Annotated in this window: 16 protein-coding genes; 15 read left to right on the top strand and 1 reads right to left on the bottom strand. The window is 62.4% G+C overall.

What is annotated here, in order from left to right:
- Positions 1-137 precede the first annotated feature (137 nt).
- The 4 genes from RLO07_RS06060 to RLO07_RS06045 are packed head-to-tail and all read left to right on the top strand — an operon-like array spanning position 138 to position 3,795.
- Entirely contained in the window at positions 138-839 is a 702-nt protein-coding gene (locus RLO07_RS06060) for a CoA transferase subunit A (RefSeq protein ID WP_462291238.1), read from the top strand.
- 14 nt (positions 840-853) lie between these two features.
- Complete coding sequence (locus RLO07_RS06055; protein ID WP_462291237.1) at positions 854-1,510, top strand: CoA transferase subunit B; 657 nt, start codon at positions 854-856, stop codon at positions 1,508-1,510.
- 55 nt (positions 1,511-1,565) lie between these two features.
- Positions 1,566-2,612 carry a COX15/CtaA family protein gene (locus RLO07_RS06050; protein ID WP_462291236.1) on the top strand — a complete coding sequence of 349 codons (1,047 nt, stop codon included), beginning with the start codon at positions 1,566-1,568 and terminating at the stop codon, positions 2,610-2,612.
- Positions 2,605-3,795 carry a glycine C-acetyltransferase gene (locus tag RLO07_RS06045; RefSeq protein WP_462291235.1) on the top strand — a complete coding sequence of 397 codons (1,191 nt, stop codon included), beginning with the start codon at positions 2,605-2,607 and terminating at the stop codon, positions 3,793-3,795. Before RLO07_RS06050 ends, RLO07_RS06045 begins: the two co-directional genes overlap by 8 nt.
- A 19-nt stretch (positions 3,796-3,814) precedes the next feature.
- Here RLO07_RS06045 and RLO07_RS06040 read toward each other — a convergent pair whose 3' ends face one another.
- Positions 3,815-4,033 carry a hypothetical protein gene (locus RLO07_RS06040; protein ID WP_462291234.1) on the bottom strand — a complete coding sequence of 73 codons (219 nt, stop codon included), beginning with the start codon at positions 4,031-4,033 and terminating at the stop codon, positions 3,815-3,817.
- 239 nt (positions 4,034-4,272) lie between these two features.
- Here RLO07_RS06040 and RLO07_RS06035 point away from each other — a divergent pair, with 239 nt between their 5' ends.
- The 11 genes from RLO07_RS06035 to RLO07_RS05985 form a co-directional block, all read left to right on the top strand.
- Entirely contained in the window at positions 4,273-6,399 is a 2,127-nt protein-coding gene (locus RLO07_RS06035) for a type I secretion system permease/ATPase (RefSeq protein ID WP_462291233.1), read from the top strand.
- Entirely contained in the window at positions 6,396-7,802 is a 1,407-nt protein-coding gene (locus RLO07_RS06030; protein ID WP_462291232.1) for an HlyD family type I secretion periplasmic adaptor subunit, read from the top strand. The genes RLO07_RS06035 and RLO07_RS06030 overlap by 4 nt, the downstream gene beginning before the upstream one ends.
- A complete protein-coding gene (locus tag RLO07_RS06025) occupies positions 7,802-8,434 on the top strand; it encodes a response regulator transcription factor (RefSeq protein ID WP_462291231.1) in 633 nt (210 codons plus the stop codon). Before RLO07_RS06030 ends, RLO07_RS06025 begins: the two co-directional genes overlap by 1 nt.
- A 137-nt stretch (positions 8,435-8,571) precedes the next feature.
- On the top strand, positions 8,572-9,153 hold the full coding sequence (locus tag RLO07_RS06020) for a GspH/FimT family pseudopilin (protein ID WP_462291230.1): 582 nt from the start codon (positions 8,572-8,574) through the stop codon (positions 9,151-9,153).
- Positions 9,137-9,766, top strand: coding sequence for a type IV pilus modification protein PilV (gene pilV, locus RLO07_RS06015; RefSeq protein WP_462291229.1), 630 nt, complete (start codon positions 9,137-9,139; stop codon positions 9,764-9,766). Before RLO07_RS06020 ends, pilV begins: the two co-directional genes overlap by 17 nt.
- Positions 9,767-9,768: 2 nt before the next feature.
- Complete coding sequence (locus RLO07_RS06010) at positions 9,769-10,797, top strand: PilW family protein (RefSeq protein ID WP_462291228.1); 1,029 nt, start codon at positions 9,769-9,771, stop codon at positions 10,795-10,797.
- Positions 10,797-11,288, top strand: coding sequence for a PilX N-terminal domain-containing pilus assembly protein (locus tag RLO07_RS06005; protein WP_462291227.1), 492 nt, complete (start codon positions 10,797-10,799; stop codon positions 11,286-11,288). The genes RLO07_RS06010 and RLO07_RS06005 overlap by 1 nt, the downstream gene beginning before the upstream one ends.
- A gap of 36 nt (positions 11,289-11,324) precedes the next feature.
- Positions 11,325-15,161 carry a pilus assembly protein gene (locus RLO07_RS06000; protein WP_462291226.1) on the top strand — a complete coding sequence of 1,279 codons (3,837 nt, stop codon included), beginning with the start codon at positions 11,325-11,327 and terminating at the stop codon, positions 15,159-15,161.
- Positions 15,161-15,631, top strand: coding sequence for a type IV pilin protein (locus tag RLO07_RS05995; RefSeq protein ID WP_462291225.1), 471 nt, complete (start codon positions 15,161-15,163; stop codon positions 15,629-15,631). Before RLO07_RS06000 ends, RLO07_RS05995 begins: the two co-directional genes overlap by 1 nt.
- Before the next feature lie 25 nt (positions 15,632-15,656).
- Positions 15,657-15,962 carry a hypothetical protein gene (locus tag RLO07_RS05990; protein ID WP_462291224.1) on the top strand — a complete coding sequence of 102 codons (306 nt, stop codon included), beginning with the start codon at positions 15,657-15,659 and terminating at the stop codon, positions 15,960-15,962.
- Between the two features lie 237 nt (positions 15,963-16,199).
- On the top strand, positions 16,200-17,570 hold a 1,371-nt coding region (locus tag RLO07_RS05985; protein WP_462291223.1), incomplete at its 3' end, for a retention module-containing protein.

The raw sequence follows: 17,570 nt of genomic DNA, 5'->3' as shown, positions 1-17,570 counted from the left end.
AAGCTATTAATTAAATAAATGGAACAATTCGTAAATTAATTATATTTGATAAATATAAGCGCCTGTAGGAAGCTGTCAACTGTGTCGCCGACCGCAGTGGCTGCGGGGCGCTGGCAGTCAACAGGAGAGCAATCACGATGGCCGGATTCGACAAGGTGGTGGGCAGCTATGCCGAGGCGATGGCGGGCCTGGAAGACGGGATGACGGTGATAGCGGGTGGATTCGGGCTCTGCGGTATTCCCGAGAACCTCATCGCCGAGATCAAGCGCAAGGGCACCCGCGACCTGACCTTCTACTCCAACAACTGTGGTGTCGACGGCTTTGGCCTGGGAATCCTGCTGGAAGACCGGCAGATTCGCAAGATGGTGTCGTCCTATGTAGGCGAGAACAAGCTGTTCATGGAGCAGCTGCTGGCGGGCGAGCTGGAGGTGGAGCTGACGCCCCAGGGTACCCTGGCGGAAAAAATGCGCGCGGGCGGTGCCGGCATTCCGGCCTTCTACACCGCCACCGGCTACGGCACCCCGGTGGGCGAGGGCAAGGAGGTGCGGGAGTTCAATGGCCGCCACTACATTCTGGAGGAAGCCATCGTCGGTGACTTCGCCATCGTCAAGGCCTGGAAGGGCGACCGCTATGGCAACCTTGTCTACCGTCATACCGCAATGAATTTCAACCCGGAAGCTGCCACGGCCGGCCGCATCACCGTCGCTGAAGTAGAGGAACTGGTGGAGCCTGGCGAACTGGAGCCGAGTCAGATTCATACCCCCGGTATCTACGTCGACCGCCTGATCCAGGGCACTTTCGAGAAACGCATTGAGCAGCGCACCGTGCGCGCAGGCTGAGGGAGCACACAGCTATGGCATTATCCCGCGAACAAATGGCACAGCGCGTCGCCCAGGAGCTGCAAGACGGCTTCTATGTCAACCTGGGCATCGGCATCCCCACCCTGGTGGCCAATTACGCTCCCGAGGGCATCGAGGTGATGCTGCAGTCCGAGAACGGGCTGCTGGGCATGGGGCCGTTCCCCACCGAAGCGCAGCTGGACCCGGACATGATCAACGCCGGCAAGCAGACGGTCACCGCAGCCACGGGCGCCTCCATTTTCTCTTCCGCGGAGTCTTTTGCGATGATCCGCGGCGGGCACGTGGATCTCACGGTGCTGGGTGCCTTCGAGGTGGACGTCGCGGGCAATATCGCCTCTTACATGATTCCCGGCAAGCTGATCAAGGGCATGGGTGGCGCCATGGACCTGGTGGCTGGCGCCGACAATATCATCGTCCTCATGACCCACGCGTCCAAGGACGGCGAGTCCAAGCTGCTGCCGCAGTGCACTCTGCCGCTGACCGGCGCGGGTTGTATCAAGCGGGTGGTGACCGACCTCGCTTACCTGGAGATTGCCGACGGCAAGTTCTGGTTGCGGGAACGTGCACCGGGCGTGAGCGTGGACGACATCGTGCGCCTGACCGCGGGCGAACTCGTGGTGCCCGAGACGGTGCCGGAAATGACGTTCTAGCCGCCATTTCGGTTATCATTGCCGCCCTCCGGATACTGAGGACCGAGGCGACGCGATGGTATTTTCCCGACAAACCGATTATGACCGCCAGATAGCCACCTGGCTGATTCTCTGCGCGGTGGTGATCTTTGGCATGATCCTGCTGGGCGGCGTCACCCGCCTGACCAATTCCGGGCTCTCCATCACTGAATGGAAGCCCATCATGGGGGTGATTCCGCCCCTGTCCGACGCCGCCTGGCAAGAAGCGCTGGACAAGTATCGTCAGTCCCCCGAGTACCTGCAGATCAATCGCGGCATGTCCATGGACGCCTTCAAGGTGATCTTCATGTACGAGTACCTGCACCGGGTGCTGGGGCGCCTGATCGGGGTGCTGTTCTTTGTCCCCATGGTCTATTTCGCGCTGCGCGGGCGGGTGCGGGCGGGGATGATGCCCAAGCTCTGGGGCCTGTTCATCCTCGGTGGCTGCCAGGGCCTGCTCGGCTGGTACATGGTGAAAAGCGGGCTGGTCGACGTGCCGCACGTCAGTCAGTATCGCCTGACCGCACACCTCGGGCTGGCGGTGATTATCTATGCCTGGATGTTGTGGCTGATTTTCGACCTGTTCACAGGTCGGCATCCGTGGGGCCGCACCCCACACCCGCTGGCGCCCTGGGGCCTGGTACTGGTCGGGCTGGTGTTCCTGATGATTCTCTCCGGCGGCCTGGTCGCCGGTACCAAGGCGGGCTTTGCCTACAGTACCTGGCCGCTGATGGGGACCAGTTTCATTCCGCCCGGGCTATACTCGGGTGACCCGGCGTGGCTGGATGCCTTCGAGGACATCACCGCGATCCAGTTCAATCATCGCATCTTCGCCTACGTCCTGTTCGGCCTGGTGCATGTCTTCGCCTGGAAACTCTGGGGCTCGGGCCTGGCACAGCGCGCCCGGGTGGCGACCGTGCTGTTGCTGCTGGCACTGTGGCTCCAGGTCATTCTCGGCATCAGCACTCTGCTGCAGCATGTGCCGGTGGGCCTGGCGGCGGCGCACCAGGGTGGCGCGGTATTGCTGTTGTCTGCCATGCTCTATGCAGCACATGTCCTGCAGCGGGGGAAAGCGCATGTATGAACGGTTCCAGGAGCATCTGGCGGGCCAGCTGGCGGAGATTGAAGCCGCCGGGCTGTACAAGCACGAGCGTCTGATCACCACGCCCCAGGGTGCCCATGTCGGCGTGCGGGAGCGGGAGGTGCTGAACCTCTGTGCCAACAACTACCTCGGTCTGGCCCAGCACCCGGAGGTCAACGCCGCCGCCGCGGCGGGCCTGCACGACTGGGGCTACGGCATGGCCTCGGTGCGCTTTATCTGCGGCACCCAGACCCTGCACAAGGAGCTGGAATCAAGCCTGTCGGCGTTTCTCGGTACCGAGGACACGATTCTCTATCCCTCCTGCTTCGACGCCAATGGCGGTCTGTTCGAAACCCTGCTGGGGGAGGAGGACGCGGTCATTTCCGATGAACTCAACCATGCCAGCATCATCGACGGTATCCGCCTGAGCAAGGCGAAGCGTTTCCGCTATCGCAACAGCGACATGGCCGATCTCGAAGCACAGCTGCAGGCAGCCGATACTGCCGGGGCCCGCTTCAAGCTGATCACCACCGATGGCGTGTTCTCCATGGATGGCTACATCGCCCGCCTGGACGAGATCTGCGACCTGGCCCAGCGCTACGATGCCCTGGTCCACTTCGATGACTGCCACGCGACCGGTTTCGTTGGCGCTGGCGGCCGCGGCACCCATGAACTGCGGGGCTGCATGGACCGGATTGACATCATCACCGGCACCCTGGGCAAGGCGCTCGGCGGCGCCAGCGGCGGCTACACCGCGGCGCGGCAGGAGATTGTGGACCTGTTGCGGCAGCGCTCACGGCCCTACCTGTTCTCCAACACCGTGGCGCCGCCGGTGGTGGCGGGTGCAATCAAGGCGGTGGAGCTGGTCGGCGCCGAACCGGGGCTGCGGCAACGATTGACGCACAACACGGCGCGTTTCCGGGCCGGGCTGGAAGCGCAGGGTTTCGAGCTGCTGCCCGGCGAACACCCCATCGTCCCGGTAATGCTGCACGACGCGGCCCTGGCGGCGCGGTTCGCGGAGGCGATGCTGGCGCAGGGTGTCTACGTGGTGGCCTTCTCTTTCCCGGTGGTGCCCAAAGGCAAGGCGCGTATCCGCACCCAGATGTCCGCGGCCCTGAGCGACGCGGATGTCGATTTCGCGCTGGAAGCCTTCGGTCGCGCTCGTGCCGCGGCAGAACAGTCCTGAGCCCGACGGCCCCCTGGTCTCACCAGAACTTCGGGGCCCTGTCGCCCTCGCGGCGCCCGGCCTGTTGGCGGCGCTCCGGTTGACTGATGTCGAAGCGCACAGTCCCGCGGCGGTCTTCGCCGTCCCGGCGGTTGCCCCGGCGCCGCTCCGGCCCGGTATAGTGCTTTTCGCCCTTGCGGTCCTTGCTCACAGGCGGTGACAGATCCCGGGCTTCAAATCGGGCTGTTTTGTCAGACATGAGGGTACCTCCTCTGCTGATGGGGCCACTCCACTGGAGTGTGGCTCATTTCCGGTTTTTTGCGTAGCTCGAGATGCGGGTGGGGCGACATTTTTTCCGCTTTGTGAAGTGGGTCACTAGGCAATTACCCGCTCTCGGGCTTATCCTCCGCTGGTACTGAAATTCCACGATTTTCAGCATCTTAGCCAGGTTTCTCGACAACTCGCCCAGGATCGGGCAAGCAGGGGTAACTGCCAGACATGACCGCCAGTACGGACGACACGCTACTGCAGAGCCTGCTGGCTCTGTGCCGCTACCACGGCAATGCCTCCACCGGTGAAGCCCTGGTTGGCGGCTTGCCGCTGGAAGACGGTCGCCTGACTCCGGCCCTGTTTGAACGCGCCGCCAGCCGGGTGGGCCTGGTCAGTCGTGTCCTGCCGCGCGGCGCCCGCGATGTCGAGCCCGCGCTGCTGCCGGCAGTGGTCCTGCTCGACAATGACCGCGCCTGCCTGCTCATGGGCTGGAGCGATGATGGCGCCGTGGCGACGGTCATCTTTCCGTCCCTCAACGAGTCTGCGGTGGAAGTGCCCGCGGAGGAATTGCTCGCTCAGGAGAGCGGCTCGGTCATCGTCTGTCGTCCGCGGTTCCGTTTCGACCAGCGCACGCCCCGCACCGGTACTTCGGGCCGCGGCCACTGGTTCTGGGACGCGATCCGCGCCAACATGCCGGTCTACCGGGATGTGCTGTTGGCGGCGTTTTTTATCAATGTCTTCGCCCTGGCGCTGCCCCTGTTCACCATGAATGTGTACGACCGGGTGGTGCCCAATTACGCGGTCGAAACCCTGTGGATGTTGGCGGCGGGGGTGATCATCATTCTCCTGGCGGATATCGTCCTGCGCAGCATGCGCGGTTATTTCCTGGATCTGGCCAGTCGCCGGGTCGACATGCGCCTGTCGGGGCAGATCATGGAGCGGGTGCTGGGTACACGGCTGGAGCACCGCGCACTCTCGGTGGGCTCCTACGCGGCCAACCTGCGATCCTTCGAGACCGTGCGCGATTTCATTACCTCGGCCTCCATTACCACTCTGATTGACGTGCCGTTCGCCTTTATTTTTCTCGCGGTAATCGCCTGGATTGCCTGGCCGATGTTGATTCCACTGGGCATCGGCCTGCTGATCGTGCTGGGCTATGCCCTGGCGACCCAGGGCAAGTTGCGGGAGCTCTCCGAAACTACCTACCGCGCCAGTGCCCTGCGCAACGCCACCCTGATCGAGAGCCTGGTCGGTATGGATACCATCAAGGCCATGGGCGCGGAGTCCCGCATGCAGCGCAAGTGGGAGGAAGCCACGGCCTTCCTCGCCCATGTCGGCGTGCAGCTGCGGCTGGTCTCCAATTCCACCATCAATGTGACCCAGTGGGCCAACCAGATGGTCATCATGTTTGTCATCATTACCGGGGTCTACCTGATTACTGCCGGCGAGCTCAGCATGGGCGGCCTGATTGCCTGCAGCATGCTCAGTGGCCGGGCCATGGCGCCCTTTGGCCAGGTGGCCGGGTTGATCACCTCCTGGCACAATGCGCGGATTTCCCTCAAGTCCCTGGACGAAGTCATGGCCAAGCCCATGGAGCGGGCTGAGGGTGCCCAGTTCCTGTCCCGGGAGATGTTCAAGGGCGACATCGAGTTCCGCCAGGTGTCCTTTGCCTACCCCGGGGCGGAGATGGAGTCCCTGAGCAACGTGTCATTCCGGATCAAGCCCGGGGAGAGGGTGGCCATCCTGGGACGGGTTGGCTCGGGCAAGTCGACCCTGCAGAAACTGGCCATGGGGCTCTATCAGCCTACCGCCGGGTCCATCATGATTGACGGCATTGATCTGCGCCAGCTGGATCCGGGCGAGTTCCGCTCCCGGGTAGGCTATGTGCCCCAGGATGTCACCCTGTTCTATGGCAGCCTGCGCGACAACATCACCCTGTCGCACGCCAATGTCAGTGACACGGCGCTGGTGCGGGCGGCGGCAATTGCCAACCTGTCAGACTACATCAACCGCCATCCCAAGGGCTTCGACATGCAGGTCAGCGAGCGCGGTGATTCCCTGTCCGGTGGCCAGCGCAAGTGCGTGGCCCTGGCCCGGGCCGTGGTCCACGATCCGCCGATCCTGTTGATGGATGAACCCACCGGCTCCATGGACCACTCCACGGAAGTCGCGGTCAAGCAGCAGCTCATGGAGTACATTCAGGGCCGCACCTGGGTGGTGGTGACCCACCGCAACTCGCTGCTGGAGATGGTGGACCGGATCATTGTTATCGACAACGGCAGGCTGGTCGCAGACGGGCCCCGCGACAGCGTGATCCAGGCCCTGCAGCAGGGCAAGATAGGGGCTGCCAAATGAGCCGGGAACAGCAGCCGTTGCAGCCGGGCGAGCCGCTGCCGGAAGCGGCCCGGAAGCGCTACCTGGCGGATTTCATTTTCGCTCCCTGGCTCAGGGATGCCGCCGACGCCCCCCGCAACTGGGAGCAGGACGCCCACCGCGCCTACGTCGAACAGCAGCCCCTGCGCGCACGGGCCCTGCTTTATATCGTCGCCCTGATCGTGGTTGCCTTGGTGGCGTGGGCCGCCTTCGCCGAGATTGACGAGGTGACCCGTGGCGAAGGCAAGGTTATTCCCTCGCGCCAGATCCAGGTGATGCAGTCCCAGGATGGCGGCGTGGTGACCGAGATCCATGTCCGCGCCGGTGATATCGTCGAGGCCGGGCAGCTGCTGGTGCGGCTGGATCAGACCCGCTCCGAGTCCAACCTGCGCGAGAACCAGGCCGAGTTCCAGGCCCTGTCGGTGCGCACGGCGCGGCTCAGTGCCAACCTGGCGCGCACCGAATTCGTGGTGGTGCCCGAGTGGTTGCAGCAGGTTCCCGAAATTGTGGAACAGGAGCGGGCCCTGTACGAATCCAGCCGGGCCCAGCTTGACCTGCAGCGACAGATCGCCGCGGAACAGCTGGAGCAGCGGCAGCAGGAACTGGCGGAAGTGAACGCTCGCTCCCGTCAGCTGTCCCGCTCCCTGGCCCTGAGCCGGCAGGAGCTGAGCGTGACCCGGCCGATGGTGGCCTCCGGGGCGGTATCCCAGGTGGAGATCCTGCGCCTGGAACGCGAGGTCAACCAGCTCAGCGGCGAATTCGAGCAGTCCCAGGCCCAGATCAAGCGTATCGCCTCTGCCATCCAGGAGGCCCAGCGCCGGCTTAGCGAGGTGGAAGTCGAGTACGAGAACAAGGTGCGTGAAGAGCTGACCGACACGATTGCCCGCATGAACGGTCTGCGGCAGGCCGGTCTCGGTCTCAGCGACCGGGTGCGGCAGACTGAGGTCAGGTCCCCGGTCAGGGGCACCGTCAACCGTCTCCACCACAATACCATCGGCGGGGTGGTGACTCCGGGCGAGGAGGTTGTCGAGGTGGTGCCCCTGGACGACAGCCTGCTGGTGGAAGTGCGTATCCGGCCCAAGGACATCGCCTTCCTGATCCCCGGCCAGGAAGCCCTGGTCAAGCTCACCGCCTACGACTTCGTGGTCTACGGCGGCCTGGAGGGCGTGGTGGAGCACATCGGTGCAGACACCATCATGGATGATGAAGGCAACCCGTTCTATGAGGTGCATGTGCGCACCAGACAGGCCGGGTTTGGCGAGGACATGCCAATCATGCCCGGGATGACGGTGCAGGTGGACATTCTCACCGGCAAAAAGACGATTCTTGCGTACCTGATGAAGCCCGTTCTGCGGGCCAAGCAGTACGCGCTGACGGAGCGCTGATGAAACAGGTGTTTGCAAACCCGGAAGGTATGCTGAGGCAGCGCTGGCAAGCGGCGTTTCCCGAGGCAGTGGCGCTGGCGCTGCCCTGGAGCGAGCAGTTCGCGCCCCGGATCACAGCGGACACCCTGCTTTGGCTGGCCTGCCCGGGTAATCTCGATACTGTGCGAGATACGCTGGCAAGGGCACTGGCAGCCGGGAGCCGGGTGGTCGTGATGTCCGCGACACCCTCGGAGACGCAGGCATTCGAGGCCCTGAACGCCGGTGCCGCCGGCTATTGCCACCTCGAGGCGGTACCGGAGCAATTGCGCGAGATCGCGCTGGTGGTCGGCCACGGCGGGCTGTGGATGCCCCCGGGGCTGCTGCAGCGGCTGCTCGCCCTGTCCCTGCGCACGGCACCTGCACCCTCCATCCAGCCGGCAGCGGCGCTGGAGGAACTGACCGCGCGCGAGCGCGAAGTGGCGGCGCAGGTTGCCCTGGGTGCCAGCAATAGCGAGATTGCCGATACCCTGGGGATTACCGGACGCACGGTCAAGGCGCACCTGACGGCAATCTTTGCCAAGCTCGGGGTGCGCGACCGGGTGCAGTTGGCGCTGGCGATGCGCGGGGCCGCAGACCCGAACGCCACTTCCTGAACCATTGGTCGCGGATTCGTGCCGCTTGTCGCTGCAGGCTGGTATTGCTGAGGCTGCTGGCGATACTACATGCTGTGAAAAGTGCGGATAGGGGCCAGAGGGTGTGGGTAGAGGGAACAAGTAGCAACGTTGGCGAGATGTCCGCAGGTTTGCCCCGGGTTCTCGACCAGTCGGCGGGTTTCAGCCTCATCGAGATGATGGTGGTGCTGGCGGTGCTTGCCATATCTCTGCTGGTCGCGGCCCCCGCGTTTACTGACCTGATCCGCGACAATCGCCTGGTATCCAGCACCTACGGGGTGCGTGCCACGCTGAACCTGGCGCGCTCGGAAGCGTTGGCGCGCCGCGCCGCGGTGGTGGTGTGTGGCACGGCCAATGGTACGGCGTGCAGCAAGAGCACTGATTGGAGTAGCGGCTATCTGGCGCTGATCGGCGTTGACGAGGATGCAACAGTGGATGCAGGCAATCCCGGACAAAGTCGCCTGCACTGGGAGCAGCAGAACAATCCTTCGGTCACCGTAACCTTCAGCCGGAACTTCGTCGCCTATGACAGCATGGGTTCTGCGCTGGGTAGCGCCGGCACCTTCGTTTTTTGCGATGACCGCGGTGCCAGCGAGGCGCGCGGGCTCATCCTCAGCAATGCGGGCTCGTTGTCCGCCAGCGTGGACTCGGACGACAACGGCATAGTGGAAGATGGGGCAGGCAATGACGTCTCTTGCTAGATTTTCCGGGCGCGGAGAGGCCGGGGTCACCCTGATCGAGGCGCTGGTAACCTTTGTGATCCTCTCTGTGGGCTTGCTCGGCATTGTCAGCCTGCAGGGAATAGCCAAGAGTGCCCAGCATCAGGGTATCCAGCGCACCAAGGCGGTGATTCTGGCCAACGATCTGGTGGAGCGCATCCGGATCAACCCGGGTGGCGTGCTGACCTACAGCGCCGGTGGCATGGACACCTCTCTGGGCGGGGCAACCCTGAGCGCTCCCGCGACCGATTGCGCGGCGGTATCCTGCACGGCAGCGCAGCTCGCCGCCTACGACCTCTGGCTGTGGGAACAAAGCCTGGATGGGGCGACGGTCACCGTCACTGATGCCGACTCCACCGTGCGCAATACCGCGGGCCTGATAGCGCCGCGCGCCTGTGTACGGTTTGCAGCGGACACTGGCATGACCCGCACGGGCGTGGTCGACGTGATCATCCAGTGGCGCGGCCTCGGGGAAATCGACGATGCGGTGACCGCGGACGTTGATATCTGCGGCGGTGGCACCGATGGGGGTGACGATGAATTTCGGCGGCAACTGATAGTGAGTACGTTTGTGATCGACGAGGCAGAACTGTGAGCGTGCGGTCGACACAAGGCGGCCGCCAGCGCGGATTCTCGCTGATCGAGTTCATGGTCGCCATGACCCTGGGGCTGATTCTGATTGCCGGGGCGGTAACGGTCTACCTGGCGACCAAGCGCTCCTACACGGAGGTGGAGCAGGTAGCCAGTCTGGCGGAGAACAGCCGTTTCGGGTTGCAGGTGCTGAGTGATTCACTGCGGCATGCGGGTTTTTTTGGTGGGGCCCATCCCCGGGACATCGAGCCCGATGCCTCACTCGGTGCCGTCACGGGTGACTGCACGGGTGACGCATCCTTCTTGAATGTAGACAGCTACCTGCGCGCTGTTGCGCCGACTACTGCGGTGGCGTTTGGCTGTGTCACCGATGCACTGCCGGCTGCCGGTGGCATGCCGCGGGAGGTGCTGGTCGTGAAACAGGTATTGCCTCGACCGCTCTATGATCGCGATCCGGACAATGCCAGTGCCGCGGTCGATGGTGTCATCAGCTTCCCGGCTGCGCTGGATGCGCAGGAGACTTACATTATTGCCAACAGCGAGCGGGGGCTCCTGCTTGATGGGGCAGATACAGCACCTGACGTAAGGCCAGGCAACACGTTTGCGCTCGCCGCCGCCTGGCCCTATCGCTTGCAGGTTTACTATATTCGCAATCTGGCCACGCCGACGCTGAGCCGGCGGGTATTGTCCTGGGATACAACGGCAGGGGCGATGGCCATGACGACTGAAGATCTGGTGCCGGGCGTTGAATCGCTCAGGTTCCGTTTTGGTGTGGATGCAAATAACAACGGGGAAGTGGATCGTTTCATGAATGTCGCCCAAATGACTTCGGCGCCTGCCATGTGGGATAGCGTAGAGGCAGTCGAGGTTTCGATGCTGCTCCGTGCCCCCGCGGAGGACCCTTCTTATCAAGATCAGAAGACTTACAACGTCGGTGGAGTCACGGTAGCGCCCGGCGGCAATTGGCGGCGACAGTTGGTACAAACCAATGTGTCCCTGCGTAACCCCAAGCTGATGATTCGCGGAGGATTGTGATGGTCCGGCACGGTTTTCAGCGTGGCGTTGCGCTCGTGGTCTCCCTCCTGTTCCTGCTGGTGGTGACCATTGTCAGTATCACGGCAGCCACCAACAGTTCTCTTGGTTTGCGAATGGCGGGGAACCTGCAGGACAACTATGAGTCCTTCCAGGCAGCTGAGGCGGGTATTTACGGTGCTTTGGCGCTGGCCGGTACAGCAGAGGATCCTTTTTTGCGCGTCGACGATGCAACCCCGTTTGCCGGTCTTAACGCCACCACCACGCATCCTCTGCGCAGCTTGCGCGATGGTGTTGGTGCGGTGGATGTGCGCGTCACCGTGGTGGCCCTTTCGCGGGACTGCCCGCGGCCGCCGGGTGAAGAGGGTGGTAGCAGTATCGGGATTTTTGACTGTGATTTCTATCGGGTAAGGTCAGAGCACGACGTTGCGGGCAAGGCGCGTTCTCGAATTGAGTTGGGTGTGGTCAAGACAGTGGTTGGTGAAGCCGGTTAGGCATCGATTGAGCCTGTGCGAACAGGGGGTGGATATATGAAAGCGGCAATGGGCGTGTGGAACTTGGGATGGAAGGCTGCGCTGGCGATCACGCTGCTGGCGGGCGGATCGTTGCCTGCGGCAGCTGATGACACCGAAATCTACAAGGCTGAATTCAGCGCCAATACGGGTTCACGGCCCAAGGTGCTGGTGGTTTTCGATGATTCGGGCAGTATGTCGTTCATGGTCGACCAGCAGCGCCCGACCTATGACCCCGAGGCGACGAACTACCAGCATTCCTTCGTCTCAAGCGGACGTCCGGGCAACTGGTCGCAGCGGATCTACTGGTCCACTGATGGCAACGTACCACCGAAGCGTATCGGCGGACAAAACAATCCCAACTGGTTCTTGGCCGACAAGAATCGCTGTGCGTCCTCCTATGACAGCCTGGCACTCGACGGGCGCTTCACAACTGATCGGGCAAGGCGCTGGGTCGATTCCACGCTGGTCGAGACAGCGGGATTCTATCGCTGCGGCGATGGTGAAACGGTGCAAGGGAGCGGCTGCTTCCAATTCGTCGACGTGGAGGAGGAGATCGAAGTCTGCACGGATCCCGGTACGGAGCAAGTATCTCAAGCCGAGTATAATGACTGGGCAGGTGAAAAGTTCCGCTCATGCCCAAGCTTTAGGTTTTTCTGCGCCATTGGCTGGGTCGATTACGAGTACTTTATCGTCCGCCCCGGCGACTGCACGACTGAAACCGTTATTCGGCAGGAGTGGACCCGGGTGGGCGATGCCGAATGGGTTCCCCCGACAACGTCCCTGAGCACCGAGAATTGGCAGCCGCTGAGCGGCAACGTCAACAACCCTCCCCATGTCGAGTGCCTGAATGATGTCGCGAATGGCATTGCCGACAACGGTCCGGGCATTGGTGCGGGCTACCCCCAGGATGGTGTTCAGACCGGCAGCGAGTATGGCCCCAATCCCGATCCGTCCATGAACTGGGGCAACGGAGCCTATACCTTCTACACGGCACACTACCTGGACTGGTACTACGATGACACCCTGGAGGAACCGCGCAGTCGGCTGGATATTGCCCAGGAGGTTGTCTCCACCATCATCAACACCAATCCCGGCATTGATTTTGGACTGATGGAGTTCAACTTCGATCAGGGTGGTCGCGTCATTCGCCGCATTGTCGAGAACATGACCGAGGCCCAGCGCAGTAGCCTGGTTGACCTGGTAAACGAGATCGATCACGCGGGCAGCACGCCGTTGTGCGAGTCGATGTATGAGGCGTACCGGTACATTTCCGGTGGTGACGTGCTCTATGGCTACAATCGCCGGACTGGCAGCGACAGTCGTGGTGTCTACGATGTGCATCAACGGGATACGCTGGCGGAGTCCAATGGCAGCTACATTTCGCCGGCGACCGATTGCGCCTATACCTATGTGATTCTGGTAACGGATGGTTTCCCGCAGCGGGACACCGACGCCACCTCGCGTATCGAGACCCTGACCGGGAAGACCTGCAACCGCTATGAGGATGCCGACGGCAACAACACCAAGAATTGTCTGCCGGAACTGGCGGAGTACATGGCCAATACCGATCTGGACAACGACACCACCAATGGCAACCAGTTTGGCATTACCTACACCATCGGGTTTACCACGGACCAGGACCTGCTGCGCGACGCGGCAGAAAAAGGCAAGGGGCAGTACTACACTGCAAATGATGCCAAGGAGCTGACCGAGGCGTTCCAGGGCGCGATTGTCAGTATTCTGTCAACAGACACGACGTTTACGTCTCCTGCGGTTGCGGTGGATACCTTTACCCGGACCCAGAGCCGTGACGAAATCTTCTACGCCATGTTCAAGCCCGGTGAAAGTGTCGACTGGCCTGGCAATATCAAGAAGTTGAAGTTGCAGGTTGATGATGGCGAAGCGGTACTTGTTGACGCCAATGGCTCCCCCGCCATTGATGCCACCACCGGCTTCATCAGGGACACCGCCGTGACATTCTGGGGCTCCAGCCAGGATGGCGGTGATGTCCAGAAGGGTGGTGTCGGCGCCCTGTTGGCTGCGCGCGATGCGGCATCGCGGTCGATTTATACCAATATCGGCACCGGGGGCGCACTGCAGCCGTTCCTGCCCAACAACATCACGGCAGCGGCCATGGGTGTGGCCAACGACACGGAGTTGCACGCGCTGTTTGGCGTGCCGTCAGCGGTGGGCCTGACGCGCCTGATCAATTGGGCGCGTGGGTTCGATGCCTATGACAACGATGGCGACGGTGACAACAGCGATACGCGAAGCTGGGTCATGGGCGACATCTTGCACAGCCAGCCGCTGGTCCTGAACTACGGCGCACGCGGTGGATTTACCAGTGCAGAGCCTGATATCCGCTTGCTCGTGGGCACCAATGCCGGCTTTGTCCACATGTTTGGCAACGACAATGGCCAGGAAGACTGGGCTTTCTTCCCCAGAGAACTGGCGCCGATCCTGCGTGACAGAAGCCAGAGCGCACGATCCTCGCAAAACATCTATGGCATGGACCTGACGCCCGTGGCCTACACTCGCGATGTGAATGGCGACGGCACGCTGGACTCCGGAGCAGGTGACAAGGTGTGGGGCTACTTCGGCATGCGCCGCGGCGGGCAGGCTTACTACGCGCTGGACGTATCGAATCCGGAGAGCCCCTCCTTCATGTGGTCGATCAGTTCATCGACCACGGGGTTCTCGGAACTGGGCCAGACCTGGTCCGAGCCCGTGGCCACCCGTATTCCCGGCTACAAGGACAACGATGGTGTGCCAAAGCCCGTGCTGGTGTTTGGTGCCGGGTATGACACTGACAAGGATGCCTCGGGACCAGCGAGCCCGGATGACAGTGGCCGCGGTATCTTCATCGTGGATGCGGAAACGGGTGCCCTGGTCTGGAGTGTGACTCCCGCTTCCAATAGCGTGAAGAACCTGTCGGAATCCGGCCTGCGGCACTCGGTGGCAGCGCCGGTCACGGTGCTGGACAGCAACGGTGACGAGCTGACGGACCGTATTTATTTCGCGGATACCGGAGGCAATATCTGGCGTGTTGATCTGCCCGGGGACGCGCTGCCCACGTCCAGCCAGACAACGTGGCAGATCAACCAGCTGGCCCGGCTGGGCGGCGGAGGTGTGGCCGGAGACCGGCGCTTCTTCAACGCCCCCGATGTCGTGCGGATCCGCTTCAATGGCAGCCCTGTTGATGCGGTCCTCATCGGATCCGGTGACCGCACCAATCCCAACGCCATTGATGTAAATAATCGTTTCTACATGATTCGCGATCTCGCCGTGGGGATCTACGATACAACGAGACCCAGCTCGGCGGATTGTGCCGATGCTGACGTATCGGATTTCAGGTGCGGTTTGCCGCTGACCAACAACAGCCTGTTCAACATTACCAACAACAGGCTGGTGACGGGCACGGAGGAGGAGCGGCTGACTGCCCTGGAGTCGCTCAAGTCGGCCAATGGCTGGCGTCTGAACCTGTCCAACGAGGGTGAGAAGTCCCTGTCAAAGTCACTGACACTGAACGGCAAGGTGTTCTTGACAACATTTACGCCGAGCAATGTCCTCGACGACATCAATGTCTGCGAGCCGGTTTCCGGCACCGGCAGGTTGTATGTGGTGGATCTCTTTTCCGGGGATCGCAATGTCATTCCTCTCGGCCCGATCATTCCCGATACACCGTCGGTGCATTTCGGCGAGGATGGCCAGATCCGCCTGCTGTTACCGCCGGGCACACCCAAGGGTGATACCGATGGCGATGGCGAGGATAACTGCGAGGGTGGGGTATGTGACATTGGCACACCGCTCCGCGCCCCCTACGGTGACCACTGGTTCCAGGAGGAGTATTGATGGGTGCCACACGCCATCCGCCTCGACAGCCAGCGCGTTTCTTGACCGGCAGACGCAATGCAGGTTTCACCCTGATCGAGGTGATGATCGTCGTGGTCATCGTGAGTATCCTGGTGGCAGTCGCGCTGCCCGCCTATCAGGGCAGCCTGCAGAAGGGGCGCCGCAGTGATGCCATGTCCTCACTGCTGGATGCTTCGAACAGGCAGCAGCAGTTCATGCTGGACCAGGGGCGCTATACCACCGACATGAGAGAGCTTGGGTATGCTGCCAATCCGTGGATAACAGAGGAAGGCCACTACAGTATCGGCGCAGCGGCGTGTAGCGGTGGGGTAATCGGCAATTGTTTTGAGCTGACTGCAACGCCGCGCGCAGGATCGCCGCAGGCAAATGATGCACGCTGTACCAGCTTCACGCTTGATTCGTTCGGTACGCGAACCGCAACAGGAACAACAGCGACGGAGTGTTGGTGACAGAATTTCACCAGGGAGAAGAGTCATGACAAAGTTTGCTCGAAAGGGTTTGGCGGCGGCGCTATGTGCGCTGATCTCATACACTGGCGGGGTCTTTGCCCAGGCGAAGATGCCTCAGGGTGAATTTGTCTGTCAGGTCGAGGACGCAGACGCGGTAACCCGGTTTATTGGCATTCAGGCAGCGACCCTTGAAGCTGCGCAGGATATTGCACAGGGAAAGTCGAAGTGGCCGGTGCCGGCAGGCCGGGTATTGATCGAGTGCATAGATCCCCGTGCAGAAACCTTCAAGAGCGGCCAGGCACAAAAGGCGTACACCGAGGAGCTGCGCTAGCTGGAATGCCTGCCCCTCGCTTGCCTCTCCCCATCGTCGCCACCGGGCTTTGACACCGTGCAGGTCCTGCTGCCTGCAGGCATACTATCGCCCCACCCTGTGAACTGACTCACAGAACCATGCCTTCATCCTGTACCTGAGTACAATGTGCTCGAGTTATCGGTCGTTTACTATCAAAATTCCAATACCCAGTGAGGCGGCAGACGTTGCCGCGGATTCGATACAGGAATGACCGAGATGGCGGATACAGCGATAGCAACAGTTACGGCAATTACCGGCACGGCCTTTGCCCGTTCAGCCGATGGCGAATTGCGTGAACTGAAACCGGGCGATGTGCTTCTTGAAGGCGAGACCGTGGTAACGCCCGATGGTGGAGTAGTAGAGCTGGCACTCGTGGATGGCGCGCCGCTGGTGGTCAGCGAAGTGCCGGAGCTGGCCCTGACTCGGGATATTGTCGCGGAGCGCGCGGCAGCTGCCGACGAGAGTGCGGTGGAGGACGAGACGGTTGCTGCAGTCCTGGCCGCCCTTGAGGGCGACGGTGACATTCTGGAGCAACTGGAGGCTCCCGCGGCAGGTGCTGGCGGTGAAGGCGGGGACAATAGCGGCCACAGCTTTGTCCGTCTCGGGCGCATCGTCGAGGAAACCCCTGAATTTTCCGGCATGGCCGCGCTCACTGATCCGGCGACGATGCTGCAGGTAGAGGAGTCCGAGCAGATTCTGCCCGTCGACGCGATCGATGACCAGGAGACAACGGAACAGAACACGCCGGTGCAGATCAGTATTCAGGACAACGACATATTTACCGAGGGCGCCATTATCACGGCAGTGACCCAGCCGGAAAATGGCAGTGCGGTCATCAACCCCGACGGTACGGTTACCTTTGTTCCCGATGAAGGTTTTGTCGGGGAAACGACATTTACCTATACCGCGACGACACCTGACGGCACCAATCAGGATACCGCCACTGTCACGGTTGTCGTAACCGGTCCAGGTGAGCCACAGCCCGAACCACAGCCGGAACCACAGCCGGAACCGGAGCCGCAGCCCGAACCGCAGCCCGAACCCGAGCCGGAACCCGAACCGCAGCCCGAACCGCAGCCCGAACCGCAGCCCGAACCGCAGCCCGAACCGCAGCCCGAACCGCAGCCCGAACCGCAGCCCGAACCCGAACCTGAGCCGCAGCCTGAGCCCGAGCCTGAGCCAGAGCCAGAGCCAGAGCCTGAGCCAGAGCCAGAGCCAGAGCCAGAGCCAGAGCCAGAGCCAGAGCCAGAGCCAGAGCCAGAGCCAGAGCCAGAGCCGGAGCCGGAGCCGGAGCCGGAGCCAGAGCCGGAGCCGGAGCCAGAGCCGGAGCCAGAGCCGGAGCCAGAGCCGGAGCCGGAGCCGGAGCCAGAGCCAGAGCCGGAGCCAGAGCCGGAGCCAGAGCCAGAGCCAGAGCCGGAGCCGGAGCCCGAGCCTTCTGAGCCAACCGCCCAGGACGGCACGGCGACAACGGCGGATGCGACCCTGGGCGCTGACAGCGGCAGCCTGGCATTCGACCTTGGCACGGATGTGCCGGTCACGTTCGCGGCCAGCTACGATGGCGGCCTGGGTGCGGCGACGCAGAGCAGT

The organism is Haliea sp. (assembly GCF_040221975.1).
GTDB lineage: Bacteria > Pseudomonadota > Gammaproteobacteria > Pseudomonadales > Halieaceae > Haliea.
Note: the sequence above shows the minus strand (reverse complement) of the source record. Positions and strands in the feature narration are given on the sequence as shown.